Here is a 22,494-nt window from a genome sequence, read left to right on the forward strand (position 1 = left end):
CTTCATCGTCCCAAGACCAACGCTTTTTCTTTTTGTTTTCTTACTTGTTGTCTGTGAAACTTTTCATGCGGCAAGATTGACGGGATCGCGAATTATATCAAAATACGGGGTCCTACAACCGTTTTAGCCTTATTCCTACAAGATTTTTATGACTTCTGCTGAGCTTTCTGGTAATGCCAAAACTGCAACTTCGGCCGGGGCGACGGCTCTTCCCTTGAGCGATGCCGTCCAGGAAGCCCTTGCGATCACCAAACGCGGTGTCGACGAACTGCTGATCGAGAGCGAATTCGCCCAGAAGCTGGCGCGCTCCGAGAAGAGCGGCCAGCCGCTGCGCATCAAGCTGGGCCTGGATCCGACCGCGCCCGACCTGCACCTGGGCCACACCGTGGTGCTGAACAAGCTGCGCCAGCTGCAGGACCTGGGCCACCAGGTGATCTTCCTGATCGGCGACTTCACGTCGATGATCGGCGACCCTTCGGGCCGCAACGTGACCCGTCCGCCGCTGACCCGCGAACAGATCGAAACCAATGCGCAGACCTATTTCAAGCAGGCTTCGCTGGTGCTCGATCCCGCCCGCACGGAAATCCGCTACAACTCCGAGTGGTGCGATCCGCTGGGCGCGCGAGGCATGATCCAGCTGGCCTCGCGTTACACGGTGGCACGCATGATGGAGCGCGACGACTTCACCAAGCGCTTCAAGAATGGGACTCCGATTTCGGTCCATGAGTTCCTGTATCCGCTCATGCAAGGCTACGATTCGGTCGCTTTGAAAGCAGACCTTGAGCTAGGTGGAACTGATCAAAAATTCAACCTGCTCGTGGGCCGTGAGTTGCAGAAAGACTACGGCCAGGAGCCGCAGTGCATCCTGACCATGCCGCTGCTCGAGGGCCTGGACGGCGTCGAGAAGATGTCCAAGTCCAAGAACAACTACATCGGCATCACCGAACCGGCCAATACCATGTTCGGCAAGCTGATGAGCATCTCGGACGTGATGATGTGGAAGTATTACGAACTGCTGTCCTTCCGATCCCTGGACGAGCTGGCGGCGCTGAAGAAGGCCGTCGAGGGCGGCGCCAACCCGCGCGACGCCAAGGTTGCGCTGGCCCAGGAAATCGTGGCGCGCTTCCACTCGCAACAGGCGGCCGAGGATGCGCTAGCCGACTTCGTCAACCGCTCGAAGGGCGGGATCCCGGACGACGTGCCGGAAGTCGGCATCGGCGGTGCGCCGCTGGGCCTGCCCCAGCTGCTGCGCCAGACCGGCCTGTGCGCTTCCAGCTCGGAAGCCATGCGCATGATCGACCAGGGCGGCGTGCGCATCGACGGCACGGTCGTGTCCGACAAGTCGCTGCAGGTCGAGGCCGGCACCTTCGTGTTGCAGGTCGGCAAACGCAAGTTCGCGCGCGTGACCCTGGTTGCGGCATGATCGGTCTGTAATGATCGGCTTACTACAACGTGTGACCCAGGCCAGCGTCGTGGTCGACGGTGAGACCATCGGCGCCATCGGCCGCGGGCTGATGGTGCTGGTCTGCGCCGAGAAGGGCGATACCGAGCGCGAGGCCGATGCCTTGCTCGCGAAGCTGCTCGGCTACCGCGTCTTTTCCGACGAGGCCGGCAAGATGAACCGCAGCGTCGCCGACGTCGAGGGCGGCCTGCTGCTGGTGCCGCAGTTCACGCTGGCGGCCGACACCCGCTCCGGCACCCGGCCCTCGTTTTCGCCGGCCGCCGCGCCGGAAGACGGGCGCCGCCTGTTCGAGCGTTTCGTGCGCCAGGCGCGCGAGCGTCACGGTAAGGTCGAGACCGGCCGCTTCGGCGCCGACATGCAAGTCTCGCTGACCAATGACGGTCCAGTGACTTTCTGGCTTCGTGTTGATCCACCCAAGGTCCCGAGCTGAAACTGCGGCGGGTGGCGCGGGTCAATGTAACAGAGGGGAATGGAGGGCTGAGCGATGAAAATCTGGAGTGATTCCTTTATCGAGGGCGGCCTCATCCCGCCCCGCTGCGCGTTCGCCGAGATCGACCCCGGCAGCCACATCAAGCTGTCGAGCAACCGCAGCCCCCACATCGCCTGGGACGACGTCCCGGCCGGCGCCGAGTCCCTGGTGCTGCTGTGTCACGACCTCGACGTGCCGACCAGCGGCGCCGACGTCAACAAGGAGGGGAGGACGGTGCCGGACGCCTTGCCGCGCACCGACTTCTACCACTGGTCGCTGGTCGACATCCCGGTCAGCCTGAATTCCTTTGCCGAAGGCTTGTTCTCGGACATGGTCACGCCGGGCGGCAAGAGCGGTCCGCTGGTCCCGTTCACGATCAAGAACGGCACCGAGCACCAGCTGCGCCACGGCATCAACGACTATACGAGCTGGTTCGCCAACGACCCCGACATGGCCGGGGAGTACTACGGCTACGACGGTCCCTGTCCACCCTGGAACGACGAGCGCGTCCACACCTATGTGTTCACGCTGTATGCCCTCGACATCCCGCGCCTGCCATTGACCGGGCGCTTCACCGGCAGGGAGGCGCGCCTGGCGATCACGGGCCACATCCTGGACGAAGCGCGGATCTTCGGCGTCTACTCGCTGAACCCGCAAATCGCTGCCACTCTCATTGACAAATAATCGCGATAAATAGTTGAACAAGATCCTCCTGATCCGCCATGGCGAAACCGCCTGGAACGCCGAACGCCGCCTGCAGGGCCACCTCGATATCCCGCTGAACGAGGAAGGCGAACGCCAGGCCCGGCTGCTGGCCGAAGCGCTGGAGTCCGAGTCCATCGACGTGGTCGTCTCCAGCGACCTGCACCGCGCCCGCCAGACGGCCCAGGCCGTGGCCACCGTGCGCGGCATGCCCCTGCACGTCGACCCGGCCCTGCGCGAACGCTGCTACGGCGGCTTCGAAGGCTTGCTGTACAGCGAGATCGAACAGCGCTTCCCGGCCGAATTTGCCGCCTGGCAGGCGCGCGACGTCGACGCAATTTTGCCAACTGGCAAAAATCGTGGCGAAACCTTCCGCCAGTTCTACACCCGCGCCACCAGCGCCATCCTGGCCACCGCGGCGGCGCATCCGGGCCGCAGCATCGCCATGGTGGCCCACGGCGGCGTGCTCGAGTGCGCCTACCGGATGGCCAGGGCGCTGCCGCTGGAAACGCCGCGCGACTTCAAGGTCTACAACGCCAGCATCAACCGTTTCCGCGTCGACGACGGCAAACTCCTGCTCGAGAGCTGGGGCGAGGTGGCCCACCTGCGTCCGGCCCTGCTCGACGAGCTGAGCTGACAGGGGCTTATGTCAGATTTGCAACACACGAAAAAAGTCTGCTGATAAATTGAGCAGCGATTCGGGTAAAATAGCGAGTTCCCGATTATTTTCTGGTTTTTCTCCCGTGCAAATTGGTCCCTACGCGCTGCGTAACAATGTCTTCGTCGCTCCGATGGCCGGGGTGACCGACCGCCCGTTCCGCCAGCTGTGCAAGAAGCTCGGCGCCGGCTATGCGGTGTCGGAGATGGCAGCCTCGAATCCGCGCCTGTGGGCCAGCGAAAAGTCTTCGCGGCGCACCGACCATGCCGGCGAGATGGAGCCGAAGGCGGTGCAGATCGCCGGCGCGGTGCCGGAAGAACTGGCGGAATGCGCGAAGTTCAACGTCGACCGCGGCGCCCAGATCATCGACATCAATATGGGCTGCCCGGTCAAGAAGGTCTGCAACAATTGGTGCGGCTCGGCCCTGCTGCAGCACGAGGACCTGGTCCAGCGCATCCTCGAAGCCGTGGTGAGCGCCGTCGACGTGCCGGTCACGCTGAAATTCCGCACCGGCTGGGACCGCCAGAACAAGAATGCCCTGACGATCGCGCGCATGGCCGAGCAGGCCGGCATCGCCATGCTGACCCTGCACGGCCGCACCCGCGCCGACGGCTACAAGGGCGATGCCGAATACGACACCATCGCCGCGGTGAAGGCGGCGGTCTCGATTCCGGTGGTGGCGAATGGCGACATCACCACCCCGGAAAAGGCGAAATTCGTGCTCGACCACACGGGCGCCGACGCCGTCATGATCGGGCGCGCGGCCCAGGGCCGTCCCTGGATCTGCCGCGAGATCGATCACTACCTGCGTACCGGCGAACACCTGCCGGCGCCGCTGGTCGAGGAAGTGCGCGAGCTGATGAACGAACACCTGCCGGCCCATTACGCCTTCTATGGTGAATACCTGGGCGTGCGCACCGCGCGCAAGCACATCGGCTGGTATGTGCAGGACCTGGCCGGCGGCGAGGAATTCCGCCAGCGCATGAACCTGCTGGAATCGACCGCCGAGCAGCTGGCAGCCGTGGATGAATTTTTCAAATCGCAACGGCGGTATGGCGAGCGGTTACAATACCGGCCCGCGCATTCCGATGATGTCGCGATTGCGGCATGAACGAATAATCAAGTAATAGCAAAAAAATAAGAAATAATCGGAGACAGGGCTGCCAAAAGCGGCACATCAACCAAGGTGAAGTAGCACATGAGCAAAGAAAGTATCCAGGAAGTCGTTCAGAAAAGCCTCGAAGATTATTTCAACGACCTGGGCGAGCAGAAACCGACGAATATCTACGACATGATGCTGCTGACCGTCGAAAAGCCGATCCTGCAAGTGGTGATGACCCGTGCCGAGGGCAACCAGTCGCATGCCGCGCAGATGCTGGGCATTAATCGCAATACCCTGCGCAAGAAATTGCAGGAGCACGGGCTGCTGTAAACGCCGGCGGGAGGGCCGGCGTGCGAGCGTGCGCCGACCCTGTCCGGCGTAGTAGACACTCCATGCTCGCACCGATTTTTATCAACAGGCCTCTCCCATGATCAAACAAGCCCTCATTTCCGTTTCCGATAAAACCGGCGTGCTCGATTTCGCGCGCGCGCTGTCCGCACTCGGCGTGAACATCCTGTCGACCGGCGGTACCGCCAAGCTGCTGCAGGACAATGGCGTCTCCGTCACCGAAGTCGCCGACTACACGGGTTTCCCGGAAATGCTCGATGGCCGCGTCAAGACCCTGCACCCGAAAGTGCACGGCGGCATCCTGGCGCGCCGCGACCTGCCTGAGCACGTTGCCAAGCTGGAAGAGCATGGCATCCCGCAGATCGACATGGTCGTGGTCAACCTCTACCCCTTCCAGGCGACCGTCGCCAAGGAGCAGTGCTCGCTGGAAGACGCGATCGAGAACATCGACATCGGCGGCCCGACCATGCTGCGTTCGGCGGCCAAGAACCACCGCGACGTGGTCGTGATCGTCGACCCGGCCGACTACGGTCCGGTGCTGGCGGAAATGAAAGGCATTGGCGAGGCTGCCGGCAGCGTCTCCTACGACACCAAGTTCCGCCTGGCAAAGAAAGTCTTCGCCCACACCGCGCAGTACGACAGCGCGATCACCAACTACCTGACCAGCCTGGGCGACGACAAGCAGCACGCCACCCGCGCCGCCTACCCGCAGACCCTGAACCTGCACTTCGAGAAGGTCCAGGACATGCGCTACGGCGAGAACCCGCACCAGAGCGCCGCCTTCTATCGCGACCTGATTCCGGCCGCCGGCAGCCTGGCCAACTACCGCCAGCTGCAGGGCAAGGAACTGTCGTACAACAATATCGCCGACGCCGATGCCGCCTGGGAATGTGTCAAGACGCTGGGCGGGCTCGAGCAGCCGGCTGGCTGCGTGATCATCAAGCACGCGAATCCCTGCGGCGTGGCGATCGGCGCCGACGCCCTGGACGCCTACCAGCGCGCCCTGAAGACCGATCCGACCTCGGCCTTCGGCGGCATCATCGCCTTCAACGTGCCGGTCGACGGCCAGGCCGCGGAAGCGATCGCCAAGCTGTTCGTGGAAGTGGTGATCGCCCCGGCCTTCACGGCGGAAGCGCGCCAGATCATGGCGGCCAAGCAGAACGTGCGCCTGCTCGAGATCGCGCTGGGTGAGGGCCAGAACCTGTTCGACGTCAAGCGCGTCGGCGGCGGCCTGCTGGTGCAATCGCCGGATGCGAAGAACGTGCTGCCGGCCGACCTGCGCGTGGTCACCAAGAAACAGCCGACCCCGCAGCAACTGGCGGACCTGATGTTCGCCTGGCGCGTGGCCAAGTTCGTCAAGTCGAACGCGATCGTGTTCTGCGCCAACGGCATGACCCTGGGCGTCGGCGCCGGCCAGATGAGCCGCATCGACTCGGCCCGCATCGCTTCGATCAAGGCCCAGAACGCCGGCCTGTCGCTGGTCGGCTCGGCGGTGGCGTCGGACGCCTTCTTCCCGTTCCGCGACGGCCTGGACGTGGTGGTCGATGCCGGCGCGACCTGCGTCATCCACCCGGGCGGCTCGATGCGCGACCAGGAAGTGATCGATGCGGCGGACGAGCGTGGCGTGGTCATGCTCTATACGGGCACCCGTCACTTCCGCCATTGATTTGACGTTATGCGTGGGCACGGTGTGCCCACCCTACGAGATGACATGGCGAATCGTAGGGTGGGCTCCCCGAGCCCACGCGGATTGCGTGGCATGTTCACCATGCACCTGTGTTTTTGCACAGTATTTTTCCCACGAAACAAGCCAGCCGGTATAACATTCGATAATGATTATTCTCGGCATCGACCCGGGCCTGCGCACGACGGGGTTCGGGGTCATTGAAAAACACGGGCAGCGGCTGCGCTATATCGCATCCGGTACCATCAAGACCGGCACGGAGGGCGCCTTGCCGCCGCGCCTCAAGATCATCCTGGCCGGCGTCAGCGAAGTCGTCGCCACCTACAAGCCGGCCTGCGCGGCCATCGAAAAAGTCTTCGTCAACGTGAATCCGCAGTCGACCCTGCTGCTCGGCGCCGCGCGCGGCGCCGCCATCACGGCGCTGGTCGGGGCCGACCTCGAGGTGGCGGAATACACGCCGGCCGAGGTCAAGCAGGCCGTCGTCGGTAGCGGCAAGGCCGTCAAGGCCCAGGTCCAGGAAATGGTGGCGCGCCTCCTGAAGCTCCCCGGCCTGCCCGGCAGCGACGCCGCCGACGCCCTCGGCATCGCGATCTGCCACGCCCACGGCATGGATGCGCTGGCGCTGATCGGTTCGCTGTCCCCGGAAAAGCCGGCCCTGCACATGCGGCGCGGCCGCCTGGTCTCCTCCTGATTACATTGAAAGGTCAACCATGATCGGTCGTCTCTCCGGCGTGCTGCTGGAAAAGAATCCCCCGCAAGTGCTCGTGGATTGCCAGGGCGTCGGCTACGAGGTCGACGTGCCGATGGGCACCTTCTACAACCTGCCGCACACTGGCGAGAAGGTGGTCCTGTTCACCCACTACGTGGTGCGGGAAGACGCGCACCTGCTGTTCGGCTTCGGCTCCGCCAGCGAGCGCGCCGTGTTCCGCCAGCTGATCAAGATCACCGGCGTCGGCGCCCGCACCGCGCTGGCGATCCTGTCCGGCATGTCGGTGGCCGACCTGTCCCAGGCCGTGACCCTGCAGGAAGCCGGACGCCTGGTCAAGATCCCGGGCATCGGCAAGAAGACCGCCGAGCGCCTGCTGCTGGAACTGAAGGGCAAGCTGGGCGCCGACATCGGCGCGGTCGGCGGCGCCGTGCAGGACGACGCCCAGGCAGACGTGCTCAATGCGCTGCTGGCCTTGGGGTATTCTGACAAGGAAGCGCTGGCGGCGATCAAGAACATGCCGGCGGGGACCAGTGTTTCCGAGGGCATCAAGCTGGCGCTGAAATCGTTGTCCAAGGCGTGATGCGTGGGCACGGGGTGCCCACCCTACCGTAGGGCGGGCACCCCGTGCCCGCGCGCGCAAACGTAAATTGAAACCATGAGCATCCAAACCGACAACTTCACCGAGCAGCGCATCATCGACGCCGCGCCGGCCTCGCCGAACGAGGAGGCGATCGAGCGCGCCTTGCGGCCCAAGCACCTCGACGAATACGTCGGCCAGTCGAAAATCCGCGACCAGCTCGAGATCTTCATCTCGGCCGCCCGCAAGCGCCGCGAGGCGCTCGACCACACCCTGCTGTTCGGTCCGCCGGGCCTGGGTAAAACCACGCTGGCCCACATCATCGCGCGCGAGATGGGCGTGAACCTGCGCCAGACGTCCGGCCCGGTGCTGGAGCGTCCGGGCGACCTGGCGGCGCTGCTGACCAACCTCGAAGCGAACGACGTGCTGTTCATCGACGAAATCCACCGTTTATCGCCGGTGGTCGAGGAGATTTTGTATCCCGCGCTCGAGGACTACCAGATCGACATCATGATCGGCGAGGGCCCGGCCGCGCGTTCCGTGAAGCTCGACCTGCAGCCCTTCACCCTGGTCGGCGCGACCACGCGCGCCGGCATGCTGACCAATCCGCTGCGCGACCGCTTCGGCATCGTCGCCCGCCTCGAGTTCTACAACGTCGACGAGCTGACCAAGATCGTGACCCGCAGCGCGGCGCTGCTGGAGGCGCCGATCAACGAGGAGGGCGCGCGCGAAGTCGCCAAGCGTGCCCGCGGCACCCCGCGTATCGCCAACCGCCTGCTGCGCCGCGTGCGCGACTATGCGGAAGTGAAGGGCACCGGCGAAATCACCAAGGACATGGCCGACCGCGCGCTGAAGATGCTGGACGTCGACACCGTCGGCTTCGACGTGATGGACCGTAAGCTCCTGGAAGCGGTGCTGTTCAAGTTTGCCGGCGGCCCGGTCGGCATCGGCAACCTGGCGGCGGCGATCGGCGAGGCCGCCGACACCATCGAGGACGTGCTCGAACCCTACCTGATCCAGCAAGGCTATCTGCAGCGCACCCCGCGCGGGCGCATCGCCACGCCGCTGGCCTACAAGCATTTCGGCGTCGCCGCACCCCGCATCAGCCCGACCGGCGACCTGTGGGACAACCTGCCGCCGGCATAAGGCGCCGCCGGCCATGGAAATCTGGGTCGATGCCGATGCCTGCCCGGGCGTGATCAAGGACATCCTGTTCCGCGTGGCCGAGCGCCTGCAGCTGCAGGTGACCCTGGTCGCCAACCAGCTGATCCGGGTGCCGGGTTCGCGCTACATCCGCGCGCTCCAGGTGCCGAGCGGGCCCGACGTCGCCGATACCGAGATCGTCGAGCGCCTGGCGCCGGGCGACCTGGTGATCACCGGCGACATTCCGCTGGCGGCGCGGGTACTGGAAAAGGGTGGGGATGCGCTGAATCCGCGCGGTGACTTCTATACGAAAGACAACATCGCCCAGCAGCTGACGATGCGCGCCTTCATGGAAGAGTTGCGCAGCGGCGGCATCGACACCGGCGGTCCCGCCGCCTTCAGCCAGGCCGACCGCCAGCAATTTGCCAATTCCCTCGACAAATATCTGGCGCGCCGCCCAAGAACCTAGAACCTAGAACCGCGCCGTTCCGCCGACGGATGGCGCTGGACCAGCACCAGCGAGGGTTCGCTGCGTTCGCGCTCGCGCTCGCGCATCGGGCGCTGGCGGCGGTCCGGCGCTGCCGGGTAGACGAAGCTGATGAACAGCAGCACCGTGAACGACACCAGGATGCCGCTGGCCCACAGCAGCTCGGCATTGGTGCGCGTCGCCAGCACGACGATGCCGGCGGTGGCCGGGATCAGCAGCAACAGGCCACCGAGCGTGCGGGCATGCGTGGAACGGCGCATGCGCTTGCCCAGCACGGCGATGTAGAGGAAGCTGAGCGCAACCAGTGCGAGCCCGGCCAGGCCGCCGGCGACGATCCAGGCCGGCATGCCGGTCTGGCCGGCATTCGACAGCAGGGCCGGCGGCAGGATGAGGACCAGGCCGCCCGCGAGCAGGGCAAGCAGACGCAGAAAGATCATGACGCGGTTCCCCTGGCGCATGGCCGCACTGGATGTAGACGGTTCACTGGATTTCCTCGGATCAGGCACAACGATGTGCCAGGCAATCTTATCATCGAGATAATTGCTGATGCGCACGTTTGAAGGCCTGTGCGGCAAAGCCGCTGCGCATCCATGGCATGGTCTGGCTGGCGAGCCATTGGCCGATGACCCGCCGCGGAACGGCCTTCGAAAACAGGTAGCCCTGGCCGAAATCGCAGCCGGCCTGCTGGAGCAGTTCGAGCTGTTCGGGCGTTTCGATGCCTTCGGCGATGACCTGCATGCCGAGCTTGTGGGCCATCGTGACGATCGTTTCGCACAAGGCGAAGTCGGTGGTGCCGGCTTCCAGGTGCATGACGAAGGAGCGGTCGATCTTCAGGTACTGGAACTCGAATTTCTTCAGGTAGGACAGGGACGAATAACCGGTGCCGAAATCGTCCAGTGCCAGGTCGATGCCATGCTCGGCGATCTGGCGCAATTGCTGGATGACGATGGGGTTATTGTCGAGCAGCATGCCCTCGGTCACTTCGACGGTCAGGGTATGTTCCGGCAGCGCGGCATTCCTGGCCAGCTGGAAGCAGCGCTCACAGGATTCGCGGCCGGACAGCAGCTGGACCGGCGACATGTTGACGCCGACCTGAAGGATGGCGCCATGCTCCCGTTCCCAGTCGGCGACGTCGCGCACCACCGTCTCGAAGATCTGTTCGCCGAGGTCGACGATCATCCCGGTCTCTTCGCACAGGGGAATGAATTCGGCCGGGCCGATCATGCCGCGTTGCGGATGGGTCCAACGCACCAGCGATTCGGCCTTCTGCAGGGCGCCGGTCGCCAGGTCGACGATGGGCTGGTAGTGGACTTCGAGCTGGCGTTCGCCCAGCGCGTTGCGCAAGTCCTTGATCAGCTGCCGGCGCGCCTGAGCGCGCTCCTGCATCACATGCGAGAAATACGCATAGCGGTTGCGTCCCTGCTGCTTGGCCACGTACATGGCCTGGTCGGCGTGCTTGATCAGGCTTTCCATGTCGGTGGCGTCGCGCGGGTAATGCGTGATGCCGATGCTGGCCGACAGGTGCAGGGTTTCGTCGGCGATGGCGAAGGGGCGGGCCATCGCCTGGATGATGGTTTGCGCCGTCCGGTCGGCCGTGCCTGCCGAGGCCAGCAGCACCATGAACTCGTCGCCGCCGAGGCGGGCCACGGTGTCGCCGTCGCGCGTGCACTCGAGCAGCCGCTGCGCGGCATCCTTCAGGATCTCGTCGCCGGCGGAGTGGCCCAGGGTTTCGTTGACGTCCTTGAAGCGGTCGAGGTCGATCACCAGCAGGGTGAAGCTGCCGGCCTCCTGGTCGGCATCGTGGATGGCCTGGTCCACGCGCTCCATGAACATCTGGCGGTTCGGCAGGCCCGTCAGGACATCGTAGTTCCCCTGGCGCCAGGCCAGCTCTTCCGCGCGCTTGCTCTCGGTGATGTCGGTGCCGATCTCGATGTAGTTGCGGACCTGTCCGTCCGGACCGCGGGCGGCGGTGATGGTGCGGTACTCGGCCAGCACGTGGCCGTCCTTGTGGCGGCTCCATACTTCGCCCTGCCAGTTTCCGGTGGCGCGCAGCTGCGCCCACATTGCTTCGTTGAAACCAGGCTCTTCCAGGCCGGCGGCGTACACGCGCGGCGCCTTGCCGGCAATCTCGTCCAGCGAAAAGCCGTGCACCTCGGTAAAGGCCGGATTGACCGCCTCGATGCGGCCCTCGGGGTCGAGCACGGCGATCGCATCGTGGCTGTTCTCGAACATCAGCGAAGCGAGTTCGAGCTGGTGCCGGTTATGCACATGCTCGGTGATGTCGTGCACCACGCCCATCAGCAGGCGGCAGGCGCCGTCCGCATCGATCACCGGCGACACGGTAACCTCGCCGGTCTTGGTGCCGGTCGGGTAGGCCGACACTTCCTGCCAGCGCATGACCTTGCCGGTGGCAATGGCTTCCCGGTATCTCGACTTCACCAGGTCCAGGGATTCAGGCGGGATGACCTCGTCGACTTCCTTGCCGACCACCGCGGCGACCGGCAGGCCGGTGGTTTTCGTGAAGCGCTCGTTGACCGCGGAAAAGCGGTAACGGTCGCCATCCAGCACCTCCAGGAAGAAGATGACGTCGGCGACGTGTTCGAACAGGTAAGTCAGATAGGGCAGGGGAACCGGCGGCGCATCGGGCGCGGCCAGGTACCGTGCGACCTGGCTGGATGCCGGGTCCGAAGGAGGGTCAACGGGCGGTGTCATGACGCGCAGTGTAACGCACCATGACCCGGTGTTCACTCCTGACGAAGCCAGACCTGCGAGCGGCCGAACATCGGCATGCCGACATAGCCGCGCACTTCGACCTTCTTGCCGCCTTCGCGCACCGTCAATTTGCTCTTGTAGACCTTGCCGTTCTTCGGGTCCAGGATCTCGCCGCCCTTGTATTCGTCGCCGTCCTTCTTCAGGCCGGAGACGATGGTCATGCCGACGATGGGCTGGTCCTTGCGCGCGTCGGTGCAGGCCACGCATTTCGGATTCTGGTCTTCGTCCGGCGCGCGGAACAGCTTCTCGATCTTGCCCGTCAGCACACCCTGGTTGTCGGTGATGCGGATCAGCGCGGTCGGCTTGCCCGAGCTGTCGTCGATGGTCTTCCACAGGCCGACCGGCGAACCGTCCTGTGCCCACGCGAGCGGGGCGGCGAGGATGGACGCGATCAATGTGGCCTTGATGAGGGTGCGCATGGTGTCTCCGGTGTTTTAGGGGTGATTGAGTGTAGCAAACTGTACGGTCGTTCGGTAAACGTCCGCATGGAAATTCGCGGATGACATTTGTCACCTGAAAGTGATGGCGCTCGCTTCTGTCGCGGCCGGCGCCGTTTCCCGATACTGGCGCCAGTGGCAATCGCCATCGACGAAAACCGATACAACAATCAAGGGGAAACACATGAAACCGACGATCCTGACTTCGCTGCTGCTGGCCGCCGGCCTGGCCTGCGCTTCTTCCGCCCTTGCCGGCACTACCCTGGTGCAGGACGTGCGCGTGTTCGACGGCAAGACCGCCCACGAACACCGTTCCGTGCTGGTGCGCGACGGCGTGATCGCCGACGGCGATTACCGCGGCAAGGTGCCGGCCGGGGCGCGCGTGGTGGATGGCAAAGGCCGCACCCTGCTGCCGGGCCTGATCGACGCCCACGTCCACACCTACCGGCATTTCGAGCTGCCGCTGGTGTTCGGCGTTACCACCCAGGTCGACATGATGGCGCCGGTAACGATCATGCAGGACTTCAGCAAGGCGATGGCGGAAGGCCGCAACCGCGACCGCGCCGACCTGTTCTCGGCCGGCACCCTGGTGACGGCGCCGGGCGGACACGGCACCGAATTCCCGATCAAGATCCCGACCCTGGAAAAGGGCGCCGACGTCCAGGCCTTCGTCGACGAGCGCATCGCCGAGGGTTCGTACTTCATCAAGATCGTGATGGAAGACGGCTTCGGCGACCATCACTTCAACAGCCTCGACCCCGCCACCGTGAAAGCGGTGATCGACGCCGCCCACAAGCGCGGCAAGCTGGCCGTGGTCCACATCAGCACCCTGGCGAATGCGCGCGCCGCGCTGGAAGCGGGCGCGGACGGCCTGGCCCACCTGTTCCTGGGCGCGAAGATGACGCCGGAAGAGGCCGACGGCCTGGCCCGGCTGGCGATGTCGAAGGGCGCCTTCATCGTGCCGACCTTCTCGGTGCTGGAGAGCATGGCGGGCGTGAAGCCGCGCGACATCCTCGACGATCCGGCCGTGGCCGGCCTGCTCGACCGCGAGGAACGCGCTTTCCTGGAAACCGGCTACGGTCCCGTGCCGCGGCCGGCCGCCCTGAACGCGCCGAAGATGGTGACCGCCGCGCTGCGCAAGGCCGGCGTGCCGGTGCTGGCCGGCACCGACGCCGGCAACCCCGGCACCCAGTACGGCGCCAGCCTGCACCACGAACTGGCCGCACTGGTCGAGGCCGGGCTGAGCCCGCGCGAAGCCCTGGTGGCGGCCACCAGCGCACCGGCGAAGGCTTTCCGCCTGGGCAAGCGCGGCGCGATCGCGACCGGCTACAAGGCGGACCTGGTGCTGGTCGAGGGCAATCCGCTGCAGGACATCGGCGCCACCCGCCGTATCGTCGAGGTGTGGAAGGATGGCGAAAGCATGGCCGCGCAGCGCGACCGCCAGCGTGAGCACGTGGCCCAGGAAGCCGCCGGCAAGCGCGCGCTGGCGCTGCCCGCCAACGGCAGGATCAGCCTGCTGAAGGACGGCCGCCTGGCCAGCCCCTTCGGCACCGGCTGGCTGCCGTCCTCCGACAAGTTCGCCGGCGGTGTCTCCAGCGTGAACCTCGATGCGAAGGCCGCCGAGGAAGGCGGCGCCGCGATCGCCGTCGACGCCAAGGTCAAGCCCGGTTTCGCCTACCCCTGGGCCGGCGCGGCCTTCATGCCGGGCGCGCAGCCGATGCAGGGCGCCGACCTGAGCAACGCCAGGGTGATCCGCTTCCGGGTACGGGGCGACGGCCGCAAGTACATGCTGGCGATGGCATCGAGCGGCATGACGATCCCGCGCGGCGTGCCGTTCGAGGCCGGCGCCGAGTGGAAGGAAGTGGCGATCCCCTTCAGCGCCTTCGACGGACTCGATCCGGCCGCGGTGACCATGATAGGATTTAATGCTGGACCGCAACCTGGCGATTACCGCTTCGAGATCGCCGACGTTCGCCTGGTCGACCGCTGACAACCATACCAACAAGACGAGCGATGCAGACTCTCAAGCGCATGCTGGCCGGACCCTGGGTGCCGCCGGAACTGGGCAAGCTGCCTTACCTGTGGGCGTTTTCCCTGACCTTCATGCTGTGGCAGTACTTCTTCGTGCCGCCGCGCGCGATCGAGCTGGTGATGTTCGGCGTCACCGCCGTGCTGTTCCTGCCGCTCTACCTGTACAGCTTCTGGGCCGAGGGGCGGGCGGCCATCCTCTGCATCGCGCTGACCTGCCTGATCGGCGTCATCTGGATCCCCTACAACTCGGGCGCCGGCACGCTATTCGTGTTCGCGGCCGGCATGTGCGGGCGCCTGTCGCCGGGACGCAATGCCTACCGGATGCTGGCCGCGGTGCTGGGCCTGGCGACCGTGGCCGGCTATCTGCTGTCGCCGATCGGCAAGACCTTCCTGCTGGCGCCCTGGATCATCGGCGTGGCGGTGGGCCTGGGCTCGATCATGGAGTCGGAACAGCGGGCCGCGCGCAGGCAGCTGCTGCGCAAGCAGGAAGAGGTCGAGCACATCGCCCGCATCGCCGAACGCGAACGCATCTCGCGCGACCTGCACGACCTGCTCGGCCACTCGCTGTCGCTGATCGCATTGAAGGCGGAGCTGGCGAACAAGCTGGCCGGGCGCGACCTGGACGCCTGCAAGCGCGAGATCGCCGACATCGAAACCACCGCCCGCCGCGCCCTGGCCGAGGTGCGGACCGCCGTCACCGGCTACCGCGACAGCGGCCTGTCCGGCGCCCTCGCCAGTGCCCGCGCCAGCCTCGCCGCGGCCGGCGTCGAACTGCGCGAGGAGGTAGCGCCGCATTTCCTGCATGGCGTCCTGGCGGCAGGGAAGGAACACTTGCTGGCGCTGGCGCTGCGCGAAGCGGTGACCAATGTGGTGCGCCACGCCGGGGCCACCCGCTGCACGGTCAAGCTGGCGCTGGAAGGGCAGGAGGCCGTGCTGCGCGTGGCCGACGACGGCGACCGCCTGCCCGCCGGCGGCGAAGTCCGCGCCGGCAACGGTCTGAGCGGCATGCGCGAACGCGCCGCCAGCGTCGGCGGCCGACTGGCGATCGCCGTGGACAAGGGCATGCGCCTGGAGCTGCGCCTGCCGATGAAGGAATCGAAGGAGACGGCATGTCCGCGAATCTGATCCCGCATCCGATCCGCATCGTGATTGCGGAAGACCAGGCCCTGGTACTGGGCGCGCTGGCGGCCCTGCTCGGGCTGGAAGACGACCTCGACGTGGTGGGCACGGCCGGCAACGGCAAGGACGCCCTGGCGCTGTGTCGCGAGCTGCGGCCGGACATCGTGCTGACCGACGTCGAGATGCCGCAGATGACCGGCCTCGAACTGGCGGCGCGGCTGGCAGAACTCGGCCTGCCCGGCAAGGTCGTGATCGTGACCACCTTCGCGCGCAGCGGCTACCTGCGGCGCGCGCTGGAAGCCGGGGTGCGCGGCTACCTGCTGAAGGATGCGCCGGCCGAGAACCTGGCGGCGGCGATCCGGCAGGTGGCCGGCGGCGGCAGGGCGATCGCGCCCGAGCTGGCGCTGGAGAGCTGGAGCGCGGGCCAGGACCCGCTGTCCGACCGCGAGCGCCAGGTGCTGCGCCTGGCCGGCGAGGGCAAGACCAGCGCCGAGATCGCCAAGCAGGTCCACCTGTCCGAGGGCACGGTGCGCAACTACCTGTCCGAGGCGATCAGCAAGCTGAATGCCGGCAACCGGATCGAGGCTTACCGGATGGCGAGGAATGCGGGCTGGTTGTGATCAGGATAGGGCGTACCGTCGGGGAATCGGCATCGGACAACCTCACTGAAGGCTGTCTTGTGCCAGACCAGGCGCCGGGCAAGTAAGGGGTTCCCGTTCATTCTCTCGGGACTCGCGGTGTCGCACTTGAAAAGCCGCTTGTGCATCCGATAAGCGAAGACCTCATCGATCTTGGGATGAGAATGCAGGGTGGCGTGTTCGTAGAAAACGAAGTAGGCGGGATTTTCCGGGCTAATACGCCGAATCTCGAGGGCAAACTCGCTGTCGACATACGTTTCGCCTCTTCGCTTCCTTGTGTAATTATCGGAGTATCTCTCAGTACCATGCCATCCGCGTTGAAAGCGGACCGCGATGCCTTCGCGCCGAGTGCATTCCCCGATCTTGATAAAGCGGTGTGCTTCGTTTTTGAAGCGGTAGAAATAGACGCCAATCGACGCACCGACGCCCGCAGCCTTGAGACATTTGAGTACATGGTTGTCCGGAGCCACGATCAGATCGTCGGGGCTGGTAAGGAGTACGCATACCACGCGCTCCTTCCCCGTGCCACGTCCGGACGCGGCCTGGTATTCCTGGTACGCCATGCGGCAGGGTCCGGGATTCATCATCGTTGTGCCAGTAGCGTGTTCGTGAGGTCGAAAAAAATGCGCCGGCGTGAACCGGCGCATTGTCAGTGAGCGGCGTGGCCGATCAGGCCGGCGGCAGCTTGCCCAGCTGCTCCTGCATCTTGGCCAGGGTGGCGCCGAAGCTGGCGACGCGCTCGCGTTCCTGGGCCACCACGGCGGCCGGGGCGCGGGCCACGAAGCTCTCGCTCGACAGCTTGCCCTCGGCCTTGGCGATCTCGCCCTGCAGGCGCGCGATCTCCTTCGACAGGCGCTCGCGCTCGGCGGCGACGTCGATCTCGACCTTCAGCATCAGCTTGGTGGTGCCGACGATCGACACCGCGGCCGGCGATTCCGGCAGGACGTCGACGATCTGCACTTCCGACAGCTTGCCCAGCAGCTGGACGTAGGGCGCGAAGCCCTTGGCCGCCTCGCGGTCGGCTTCCGAACCCGGTTCGACGATCAGCGGCACGCGCACCGACGGCGACAGTTTCATCTCGCCGCGCAGGTTGCGGGTGGCGTCGGTCAGCTTCTTGAACTGCGCCATCCAGGCTTCCGCGCCTTCGTCGATCGCCGCTTCGTCGGCGATCGGGTAGGGTTGCAGCATGATGGTGTCGCCGGTCTTGCTGGCCAGCGGCGCGACGGCCTGCCACAGCGCCTCGGTCACGAACGGAATGATCGGGTGCGCCAGGCGCAGGATCACTTCCAGCACGCGCAGCAGGGTGTGGCGGGTGGCGCGCTGCTGCGCCTCGGTGCCTTGCTGGACCTGGACCTTGGCCAGTTCCAGGTACCAGTCGCAGTACTCGTCCCACACGAAGCTGTAGATGCTGCTGGCGATGTTGTCGAAGCGGTAGTCGGCGAAGCCTTTCGCCACTTCCTGCTCGACGCGGTTCATCAGCGAGATGATCCAGCGGTCGGCCTGCGACAGGTCGGCCGGATCAGGCTTGCCGCAATCCTTGCCCTCGGTGTTCATCAGCACGAAGCGGGTCGCGTTCCACAGCTTGTTGCAGAAGTTGCGGTAGCCTTCGGCGCGGCCGAGGTCGAAGTTGATGTTGCGGCCCAGCGAGGCGTAGCTCGCCATCGTGAAGCGCACGGCGTCGGTGCCGTAGGCCGCGATCCCTTCCGGGAATTCCCTGCGGGTGGCCTTGGCGATCTTCTCGGCGGCCTTCGGGTTCATCAGGCCGGTGGTGCGCTTGGCCACCAGCGACTCGACGTCGATGCCATCGATCAGGTCGATCGGGTCGAGGGTATTGCCCTTCGACTTGGACATCTTCTGGCCGGAGGAGTCGCGCACCAGGCCGTGCACGTAGACGGTCTTGAACGGCACCTTGCCGGTGAAGTGCGCGGTCATCATGACCATGCGCGCGACCCAGAAGAAGATGATGTCGAAGCCGGTCACCAGCACCGACGACGGCAGGAACAGGTCCATGTCCCTGGTCTGTTCCGGCCAGCCCATGGTCGAGAAGGGCACCAGCGCGGACGAGAACCAGGTGTCGAGCACGTCCTGGTCGCGGGTCAGCTCACCGGTGATGCCGGCTGCGGCAGCTTTTTGCTTCGCTTCCTCGTCGCTGCGGGCGACCACGATCTCGCCGTTCGGGCCGTACCAGGCCGGAATGCGGTGGCCCCACCACAGCTGGCGCGAGATGCACCAGTCCTGGATGTTGTTCAGCCACTGGTTGTAGGTGGTGGTCCAGTTCTCGGGCACGAACTGGATCTCGCCGTTCGCCACTTTTTCGAGCGCGACTTCGGTGATCGACTTGCCCGGGTTGAAGGTGCCTTCCGGCGCCGGCTTGCTCATCGCGACGAACCACTGGTCGGTCAGCATCGGCTCGATGATGACGCCGGTGCGGTCGCCGCGCGGCACCATCAGCTTGTGCGGCTTGACCTGTTCCAGCAGGCCCTGGGCTTCGAGGTCGGCGACGATCTTCTTGCGCGCTTCGAAGCGGTCCAGGCCGCGGTAGGCTTCCGGCGCATCGTCGACGATTTTCGCGTCGAGCGTCAGGATGCTCGGCATCGCCAGGTTGTGGCGCTGGCCGACCGCGTAGTCGTTGAAGTCGTGGGCCGGGGTGATCTTCACGCAGCCGGTGCCGAAGGCCTTGTCGACGTAGCTGTCGGCGATGACCGGGATCTCGCGGCCGCTCAAGGGAAGCTTGAGCATCTTGCCATGCAGGTGGGTATAGCGCTCGTCGGTCGGGTCGACCGCGACGGCGACGTCGCCCAGCATGGTTTCAGGACGGGTGGTGGCGACCGTCAGGTGGCCGCTGCCGTCCGCCAGCGGGTACTGGATGTACCACATCGAACCGTCTTCTTCTTCCGACACCACTTCGAGGTCGGAGACGGCGGTGCCCAGCACCGGGTCCCAGTTGACCAGGCGCTTGCCGCGGTAGATCAGGCCCTGTTCGTACAGGCGCACGAAGACTTCGGCCACGGTTTGCGAGCGCGGCTCGTCCATCGTGAAGTATTCGCGGTTCCAGTCGGCGGAAGCGCCCAGGCGGCGCATCTGGCCGGTGATGGTGTTGCCCGACTTTTCCTTCCACTCCCAGACCTTCTCGACGAAGGCTTCGCGGCCGAGGTCGTGGCGCGAGATCTTCTGGGCGTCCAGCTGGCGCTCGACCACGATCTGGGTCGCGATGCCGGCGTGGTCGGTGCCCGGGATCCAGGCCGTGTTATAGCCACGCATGCGGTAGTAGCGGGTCAGGCCATCCATGACGGTCTGGTTGAAGGCGTGGCCCATGTGCAGGGTGCCCGTCACGTTCGGCGGCGGCAGCTGGATGCTGAACGAAGGCTTGTCGGCGTCCATGGTGGCGGCAAAGTAACCGCGCTTTTCCCATTCGGTACGCCAGAATTGTTCGATATCGGCTGGCTCGAAAGACTTGGCTAATTCCATGATGGCTGTGATTGGTATGAAATTTCGAAAGGGTCCATTATAGATGACGCTAGGCCAACTGGCCGACCAGGATCAGCGACACCGGCTTCCCTGTGTCCGGATGCACGGGTTCGCGGATTTCCCGCAGCCGCAGGCCATGGCTGAGGTAGAGATCGACCCAGCTGCCCAGCGTGCGGAAATACCAGGGCGGCGGATCGGTGAAGCCGGCGTTGAAACCGGCCCAGCTGCCTTCGCGCCAGCCGTCGCGGTAGGGCGCGTCGCCGCAGGCCGCGACCGGATGCATGGTCTGGACCACGAAATGGCCGCCGGCCCTGAGCAAGCCCGGCGCGGCGCGGAACAGGCCTGCGACCGACGCTTCGCCCAGCAGCGAAAAATTGCAGATGGCGATATCGAGGGCCAGGTCCAGGCCGCCCTGCGCGATCTCTTCGTAGGACATGGTGAGGAAGTCGCCGCCGCCGGCCTGGCGCGCGGCCTCGACCAGGCCGGGCACGACGTCGACGCCGAGCATGGCGACGCCGTCGAGCGCGCGCACCAGCCAGCCCTCGCCGCAGCCGATGTCGATGCCGCAGGCCGGCGCGAGGCTGCGCACCGTGTCGACGATGGCGCGGTTGGTGACCAGGGTGCGGCTGGCGATTTCGCCTTCGCGCACTGCCCGCACCCACGGCGAGGTGTTCTTGCCCCAGGAGGCGATGATTTTCGTGTCCATGATCGTTCGATTCTAACGAAGAAAAGGCGCCGAAGCGCCTTTTTGGAAAGGTGGGCACGGTGTGCCCACGGGTGATGCTCGCGGTATGTTGACGTCCGCGTGGGCACGGGAGTGCCCACCCTGCGTTTACTTGCCGCAGCCCAGCGACTTGATGCGGTCGTAGGCGGCTTTGGCCTGCACCAGGCCATAGCCGTACTTGGTGTCGCGGCCGGCGGTGCCCAGGTCGAGCGCGCTGTTGTTCAGCGAGGTGCGGATCTGGGCGCCGGTGCAGGTCGGGAAGTAGCTCCACACCAGGGCGGCGACTGCCGAGACGTGCGGGGTCGCCATCGAGGTGCCGTCGAAGTAGGCATAGTTCGAAGCCTTGACGCCCACGGTCGCGCTCTGGCCCAGCTGCGCCTTCATCGCGGCGCCCTCGGTGTCGGACGCGCCGACCGAAGGGATGTTCGTCACGGTGGTGCCCAGGGTGCCCGCCAGGGGACCGGCCACGTTGTTGTACACGACCGCGCCGACGCCGCCGCTGTTCTGGCAGTTGCTGACCTTGGTCGCGAAGTCGACGGTGCCGCGCTGGATCAGGCAGACCTTGCCGGAGACGGCGGTGTTGACGGTGTCGCCGATGCCGAAGTCGGCCAGCGGGGCGGTCGCGGTCTTGACCGGCGAACCCTCCATGGCGGTCGGGGCGTAGGTGCTCGAACCGACGCTCAGGACCGGGTCCTGGCCGGTGCCCATCGGGACCGTCGACAGCACCGACACGCCCGGACCGGCGATCTCGACGTCGCTGTTGTACTGCGAGAAGGAGGCGACGACCTTGTTCTCGTCCACGGCCGCCACCGACATCACGCTGCCATAGCCGGCCGGGTAGGAGGTGGTGGCATTGCCGTCGTTGCCGGCCGCGGCGATGCTCAGCACGCCCTTGGTCTGCAGGCTGTCGAAGGCGCGCTGCTCGGTCATGCTCTTGGCGCCGCCGCCCAGCGACATGGTGATGACGTTCGCACCCGCCGCGCCGCACTTGTTGGCGGCATTGGCCAGGGTCGACGAATAGGTCCAGGCGCCGTTCGCGCCGAACACCTTCACGATGTGCAGCTTGAGCTGCTTGTTCGGATTGACGCCGACCACGCCCGTGCCGTTGTTGACGCCGGCGATGGTGCCGAACACGTGGGTGCCGTGGTGGGTCTCGTCGGTGTACCACCAGCCGGTGCCGGAATCGTATTCGCCGGTGACGTTGGCGCCGTTGTCCTTCAGGTCTTCATGGCTGAAGTCGACGCCGGAGTCGATGATGCAGATCTTGCGGTTGCCGGCGTTGGTGTCCGGCAGCTGGTCGGCCTGGACCAGCTTGATGCCGTAGGGGACTTGCTGGCCGACGGTGTAGGGGGTGCCGGTCGAGGGCGTGGTCAGCGAGAACGGCTTGCGGATCACGTCTTCCTCGATGTACTCGACGTTCGGATTGTTTTCCAGGCCCTTCAGCGCGACGGTCGGCACTTCGATGGCCATCGCATCCATGTTGAAGATTTCCTGCTTGACCGAACCTCTGGACGCGGCGACCAGCGACTTCACTGCCGCCTTTGCGCCGGGTTTGAAGGCCACGATCACACGGGTGGTGTCCGGCGCGGCGGCCGATACGCTTCCCGCAAATGCCATTGCCAGCGCCGCGGCGCAGGCGCCGAGGACAGGGACCATCTTTGATGCGCGAGTGTGCTTCTGATTCATCGGTGTTTTCTCCGTTAAGTTACTTGTTATCGCCGCGGACCTCGTGGGTCGCGTGCTTGTTTGTTTCACTATCTGAACGACCGATACATCACTGCTTTTCAAAGGCCGGGCCCAGCCGTTTGGAAAACAGCCGAGCCAGTTTATTGAGCTAACTTATACGTACGCAACGAGTTTTGAATCGTGCGCGGGAGTTGTTGCTTTATCGTCTTTGCATATGATTCAATTGATACAAATCTAAATGCATCACGAATGTGCATGCTATATTTTTGGCGGCCGAA

Annotated in this window: 21 protein-coding genes; 14 read left to right on the forward strand and 7 right to left on the reverse strand. The window is 65.3% G+C overall.

All coding sequences use genetic code 11. The features are described 5' to 3' along the window. Positions 1–148 precede the first annotated feature (148 nt). The 11 genes from tyrS to AC1DOQ_RS00165 all read left to right on the forward strand — a co-directional run bounded on the left by tyrS (position 149) and on the right by AC1DOQ_RS00165 (position 9,323). Positions 149–1,423 (forward strand): tyrosine--tRNA ligase, encoded by a 1,275-nt coding sequence (gene tyrS / locus AC1DOQ_RS00115; protein WP_477358766.1) that lies wholly within the window; start codon positions 149–151, stop codon positions 1,421–1,423. Positions 1,424–1,433: 10 nt separating this feature from the next. Beyond that, entirely contained in the window at positions 1,434–1,892 is a 459-nt protein-coding gene (dtd, locus tag AC1DOQ_RS00120) for a D-aminoacyl-tRNA deacylase (protein ID WP_477358769.1), read from the forward strand. A gap of 54 nt (positions 1,893–1,946) precedes the next feature. After that, positions 1,947–2,615, forward strand: coding sequence for a YbhB/YbcL family Raf kinase inhibitor-like protein (locus tag AC1DOQ_RS00125; protein ID WP_477358772.1), 669 nt, complete (start codon positions 1,947–1,949; stop codon positions 2,613–2,615). Positions 2,616–2,628: 13 nt separating this feature from the next. After that, positions 2,629–3,270: a histidine phosphatase family protein gene (locus AC1DOQ_RS00130; RefSeq protein WP_477358775.1), complete on the forward strand. Its 642-nt coding sequence runs from the start codon at positions 2,629–2,631 to the stop codon at positions 3,268–3,270. A gap of 106 nt (positions 3,271–3,376) precedes the next feature. Then, positions 3,377–4,402 (forward strand): tRNA dihydrouridine synthase DusB, encoded by a 1,026-nt coding sequence (gene dusB, locus AC1DOQ_RS00135; RefSeq protein WP_477358778.1) that lies wholly within the window; start codon positions 3,377–3,379, stop codon positions 4,400–4,402. Between the two features lie 87 nt (positions 4,403–4,489). Beyond that, the gene (locus AC1DOQ_RS00140) at positions 4,490–4,723 is read left to right on the forward strand and encodes a helix-turn-helix domain-containing protein (RefSeq protein WP_036235444.1); all 234 of its coding nucleotides are present in this window, start codon (positions 4,490–4,492) and stop codon (positions 4,721–4,723) included. Between the two features lie 97 nt (positions 4,724–4,820). Further along, a complete protein-coding gene (gene purH / locus AC1DOQ_RS00145; protein WP_477358781.1) occupies positions 4,821–6,407 on the forward strand; it encodes a bifunctional phosphoribosylaminoimidazolecarboxamide formyltransferase/IMP cyclohydrolase in 1,587 nt (528 codons plus the stop codon). Between the two features lie 166 nt (positions 6,408–6,573). Continuing rightward, positions 6,574–7,116 (forward strand): crossover junction endodeoxyribonuclease RuvC, encoded by a 543-nt coding sequence (ruvC, locus tag AC1DOQ_RS00150; RefSeq protein WP_477358783.1) that lies wholly within the window; start codon positions 6,574–6,576, stop codon positions 7,114–7,116. A gap of 19 nt (positions 7,117–7,135) precedes the next feature. Then, positions 7,136–7,714: a Holliday junction branch migration protein RuvA gene (gene ruvA / locus AC1DOQ_RS00155; RefSeq protein WP_477358786.1), complete on the forward strand. Its 579-nt coding sequence runs from the start codon at positions 7,136–7,138 to the stop codon at positions 7,712–7,714. 75 nt (positions 7,715–7,789) lie between these two features. After that, entirely contained in the window at positions 7,790–8,857 is a 1,068-nt protein-coding gene (gene ruvB / locus AC1DOQ_RS00160; RefSeq protein WP_477358789.1) for a Holliday junction branch migration DNA helicase RuvB, read from the forward strand. A 13-nt stretch (positions 8,858–8,870) separates the two neighbouring features. Continuing rightward, positions 8,871–9,323, forward strand: a complete 453-nt coding sequence (locus tag AC1DOQ_RS00165; protein ID WP_477358792.1) for a YaiI/YqxD family protein — start codon at positions 8,871–8,873, stop codon at positions 9,321–9,323. Here AC1DOQ_RS00165 and AC1DOQ_RS00170 read toward each other — a convergent pair. From AC1DOQ_RS00170 to AC1DOQ_RS00180, 3 genes are all read right to left on the reverse strand, one after another. Further along, on the reverse strand, positions 9,320–9,778 hold the full coding sequence (locus AC1DOQ_RS00170) for a hypothetical protein (RefSeq protein ID WP_477358795.1): 459 nt from the start codon (positions 9,776–9,778) through the stop codon (positions 9,320–9,322). The genes AC1DOQ_RS00165 and AC1DOQ_RS00170 overlap by 4 nt on opposite strands. Positions 9,779–9,869: 91 nt before the next feature. Continuing rightward, the gene (locus AC1DOQ_RS00175) at positions 9,870–12,053 is read right to left on the reverse strand and encodes a putative bifunctional diguanylate cyclase/phosphodiesterase (RefSeq protein ID WP_477358798.1); all 2,184 of its coding nucleotides are present in this window, start codon (positions 12,051–12,053) and stop codon (positions 9,870–9,872) included. 32 nt (positions 12,054–12,085) lie between these two features. After that, positions 12,086–12,532, reverse strand: a complete 447-nt coding sequence (locus AC1DOQ_RS00180; protein ID WP_477358801.1) for a DUF2147 domain-containing protein — start codon at positions 12,530–12,532, stop codon at positions 12,086–12,088. A 202-nt stretch (positions 12,533–12,734) separates the two neighbouring features. Here AC1DOQ_RS00180 and AC1DOQ_RS00185 point away from each other — a divergent pair, with 202 nt between their 5' ends. The 3 genes from AC1DOQ_RS00185 to AC1DOQ_RS00195 are packed head-to-tail and all read left to right on the forward strand — an operon-like array spanning position 12,735 to position 16,320. Next, entirely contained in the window at positions 12,735–14,540 is a 1,806-nt protein-coding gene (locus AC1DOQ_RS00185; RefSeq protein ID WP_477358804.1) for a CIA30 family protein, read from the forward strand. A 23-nt stretch (positions 14,541–14,563) separates the two neighbouring features. Continuing rightward, positions 14,564–15,706: a sensor histidine kinase gene (locus AC1DOQ_RS00190; RefSeq protein WP_477358807.1), complete on the forward strand. Its 1,143-nt coding sequence runs from the start codon at positions 14,564–14,566 to the stop codon at positions 15,704–15,706. Next, the gene (locus AC1DOQ_RS00195) at positions 15,691–16,320 is read left to right on the forward strand and encodes a response regulator transcription factor (RefSeq protein WP_477358810.1); all 630 of its coding nucleotides are present in this window, start codon (positions 15,691–15,693) and stop codon (positions 16,318–16,320) included. Before AC1DOQ_RS00190 ends, AC1DOQ_RS00195 begins: the two co-directional genes overlap by 16 nt. Here AC1DOQ_RS00195 and AC1DOQ_RS00200 read toward each other — a convergent pair. The 4 genes from AC1DOQ_RS00200 to AC1DOQ_RS00215 all read right to left on the reverse strand — a co-directional run bounded on the left by AC1DOQ_RS00200 (position 16,287) and on the right by AC1DOQ_RS00215 (position 22,216). Next, complete coding sequence (locus AC1DOQ_RS00200; protein ID WP_477358812.1) at positions 16,287–16,901, reverse strand: hypothetical protein; 615 nt, start codon at positions 16,899–16,901, stop codon at positions 16,287–16,289. The two genes, AC1DOQ_RS00195 and AC1DOQ_RS00200, sit on opposite strands and share 34 nt — an antisense overlap. A gap of 106 nt (positions 16,902–17,007) precedes the next feature. After that, a complete protein-coding gene (locus AC1DOQ_RS00205; protein ID WP_477358815.1) occupies positions 17,008–19,806 on the reverse strand; it encodes a valine--tRNA ligase in 2,799 nt (932 codons plus the stop codon). Positions 19,807–19,855: 49 nt separating this feature from the next. Beyond that, a complete protein-coding gene (locus AC1DOQ_RS00210; RefSeq protein WP_477358818.1) occupies positions 19,856–20,512 on the reverse strand; it encodes a class I SAM-dependent methyltransferase in 657 nt (218 codons plus the stop codon). Between the two features lie 126 nt (positions 20,513–20,638). Continuing rightward, entirely contained in the window at positions 20,639–22,216 is a 1,578-nt protein-coding gene (locus tag AC1DOQ_RS00215; RefSeq protein WP_477358821.1) for a S8 family serine peptidase, read from the reverse strand. Positions 22,217–22,494 lie beyond the last annotated feature (278 nt).

This window comes from Massilia sp. 01N417, from assembly GCF_056399645.1.